This window comes from Microcystis sp. M44BS1 (assembly GCF_020244875.1).
Classification (GTDB): domain Bacteria; phylum Cyanobacteriota; class Cyanobacteriia; order Cyanobacteriales; family Microcystaceae; genus Microcystis; species Microcystis panniformis.
The window spans coordinates 1-3,016 of record NZ_JADBVM010000275.1 but is presented as its reverse complement, the minus strand read 5'-3'; the positions used below and the strand labels follow the sequence as shown (position 1 = coordinate 3,016).

4 protein-coding genes are annotated in these 3,016 nt (G+C 45.7%); 3 read left to right on the top strand and 1 reads right to left on the bottom strand.

Going from position 1 to position 3,016, the window contains the following annotated elements; translation table 11 throughout:
• Positions 1-56: helix-turn-helix domain-containing protein (locus tag IM515_RS26005; protein ID WP_353737097.1), on the bottom strand; the 56-nt coding region annotated here is incomplete at its 3' end.
• Positions 57-808: 752 nt separating this feature from the next.
• On the opposite strand from IM515_RS26005, the gene IM515_RS20900 reads away from it, so the two are divergent.
• From IM515_RS20900 to IM515_RS20890, 3 genes are all read left to right on the top strand, one after another.
• Entirely contained in the window at positions 809-931 is a 123-nt protein-coding gene (locus IM515_RS20900; protein ID WP_002737208.1) for a DUF8629 family protein, read from the top strand.
• A gap of 24 nt (positions 932-955) precedes the next feature.
• A complete protein-coding gene (locus IM515_RS20895; protein WP_287628620.1) occupies positions 956-2,596 on the top strand; it encodes an MBL fold metallo-hydrolase in 1,641 nt (546 codons plus the stop codon).
• Between the two features lie 289 nt (positions 2,597-2,885).
• A partial coding sequence (locus IM515_RS20890) for a DUF2887 domain-containing protein (protein WP_287683282.1) occupies positions 2,886-3,016 on the top strand: 131 nt, incomplete at its 3' end.

Below are 3,016 nucleotides of genomic sequence, written 5' to 3'. Positions count from 1 at the left end.
AATAGCGACTCTTGTTCGGGTGTGGGGTAAAATCGGTAAGAATAGGCTTTTTCCATGTCTCACATTTTAGCATATATTTCGTAAACGATGCTCATATTTAACAGTAAAGCCGTCGTAGAACGACGGGGTTTCAGACCCAAAATTTTCGATGAGATACAGAAAAGTAGTCCTGTGACTTGGGATTAGCTTGGCTCTTCTCGACTTTGTGTGATAATTTTTGCTTATGAAATCGTGAAATGTTTACTGGGAAAGACTTTTAGGACTATTTGGTTAAATAAACTATCAGTATAGACCTCGTTTCCACACAGAAACCAGAAGAGCCATTAGTTTTGCTCAAGACTTTTAAATTAACTAAAATTATCGCACACAACCCTTGTCTAAAACCTATCCCTTATAGAGATCTTGCTTAACAATTTGGTCAGTCAGGACTCCAACCCTTATTCTGACTTGATTTCAGTTTTTTCTTTGTCATTAAGGGTGTCAACAAGGAATATTACAGATTGTTAACCGAGTCTTGAAAGCCCTGTGCTACAAAGGTTTGAAATGTTAAGAAAGATGTGACTAATGGACAGGTCTAAAACCTCGCTCCTGGTTGGCGAAAAGTTTTTGGAGCGGAGTATAAATCCCCGTTACAAAAACGGACTCCTGCCCTCCGCTTGCTGCCTTCGTTAATTATTAACATAGACCGGGCGATGGTGGGGGAAAGAGGGTGAGCGCCCAGGGACAAATCCGAAACCTAGCTGCTAACAAGCGAAAAAGTTGGGTTAGTATGAGGGGAGATTACCCTCTGAGGAGTTGCACTAATTATATGGACATCAAATTAATCCTGTTGGCACTAACGGCTGTATTCACCGTCTCTTGTCTCTTTTTCGGCACCCGCAACGGTTTTTATGATAGCGATAACTACGATGGCAACGGTTCCGCTCACTAACCAGTCATCATAATCAGGGTTGCCATGGTTCAACGCTCTACTGCTGTCTGGGGGTCAAAATCCCTTTTATCCTGTTTACCTTTTGGTGTCGGTCACGCATCAGAAGGGGTTTGTCTCCTACTGAAAATCGGTCCCTATCGCATACTTTTAGATTGCGGTTTGGCCGATATGCAACCCCTCACCCAAAATAAAAAACCCCCCGTGGATCTGGTGTTCTGTAGTCATGCCCACAGCGATCACATCCGTGGGTTAATGGCTCTCCATCAGACCTATCCCCAATTGCCAGTTTATGCCAGTGAGGTGACAGTACAACTGCTGCCCCTACAATGGCCCGATTCTGCCGAGGAAATCGACAGTTTCTGTCAGGGTTGGCCATGGCGATCACCGTTCGCTCTCTTTGATGATCTCACCGTCGAGATTTTTCCGGCCGGCCACCTACCCGGGGCCGCCGTAGTCCTGTTCACCTACAAAACCCCCAAACGCACCTATAAAGTCCTCTATACCGGCGATTTTTCCCTATCTAATTTTCAACTGGTGGAAGGATTATCGATCGATCTGCTGCGGGGAATATCCCCCGATGTGCTGATTATTGAAGGCAGTTACGGCACAGAACGCCATCCCCACCGACGACAGCAGGAAAAACAGTTGATGAATCGCATCTATCATGCGATCGCTGAGGGGCAAAATGTTTTACTACCCGTCCCCGCTTTGGGATTGGGTCAAGAAATTTTAAAATTACTGCGATCGCACCACCAATTCACGGGCCGCGACATTGATATCTGGGTTGGGGGCAAGATCGCTAAAGCCTGCGATGCCTACCTAGAAATTTTACCACAATTTCCCGCATCTGTCCAGAATTTTGCCAAACATCAGCCCTTATTTTGGGATGAGCGCATCTGTCCCCGGTTGCGAAGGTTGCCAGAAAAACCGACACCTCTAGGGGGAACCACTCCGATCATTTTACTAATCGATCGCCTAGAGGAGGTGAGTAAATATCTGCAAGGGGATAAACCCTGGTTAATCTTAGTTCCCCAACACCTGCACGATATCAACCTAGAGAATCCCCGATTAAAAGCGGCACAGCGTTCGCGATTAATTAGCCAAGAAACCTATCTACTCGCGGAACATAGCGATAGTCGCAACACCACCCAACTAATCCATAACCTGCGACCGCAGCATATCATGTTCGTCCATGGCTCGCCCCTATATCTAGCGGATTTGACCAGTTTAGAAGAATTACAAAGCCGTTATCAACTCCATTCTCCGGCCGTGGGAACCCTGGTAGAATTGCCTATTGGCGATCGCTTTCTGCAACCGACACCCCCGGCCCCCAGTCACTATGAGGGAGAATTAAATGAATCGGATTCGATCATCACTATCACTTTACCAGAGCCGATCACCCGGGATCCCCGGTGGAGTAATTTCGCCGATACGGGACTGGTAGAAGCGCGCTGGCAAGGGGAAGAATTATTATTGCGGGGAGTCTCCCAACGGGAATTATTAAGCGAGAGTCCCAATCGTATCACCAAAGCTTTAGAGGAGATGGATTGCTGTCGTGTCTGTGTCCACTACAAAAGTCAGCGCTGCTGGAATCCCACTTCTCCCCTCTACGGTTTTAAAGTGGTTGCCGAAGGCTATTGTCCCGTTTTTGAGGCCAATATATAATTAGGGAGGCACAATTATTTGTAGGATGGGTTAGCGGTAGCGTAACATAATCGGGCGTTGGGTTTCATGCTTCAACCCAACCTACGTTCATCTTATATTTAATTCCACCCACCTACTTAATTAGGGCTGGCTGAAAAAGGTTGAGGGTTAGGAGTCAGTATTCCTGGACTTGCTCCATACAGAAATACTAAAAAATTAACAAAACCCTTATGAAGATTTTAACTCAGGCTCTGTAAGACTTTTAGCCATAGCTAGTATAATACTAGGGGGGAGGTTCAGAAATAAAAGCATGAAAACTGACACGATTTTTTATCAACTCTTTCAATCATTCCCCTCTATCTTCTTTGAATTAATTCAACTCCCTATCAACGAAGCCAATAACTACCGCTTTGACTCAGTGGAAGTCAAACAACTTTCCTT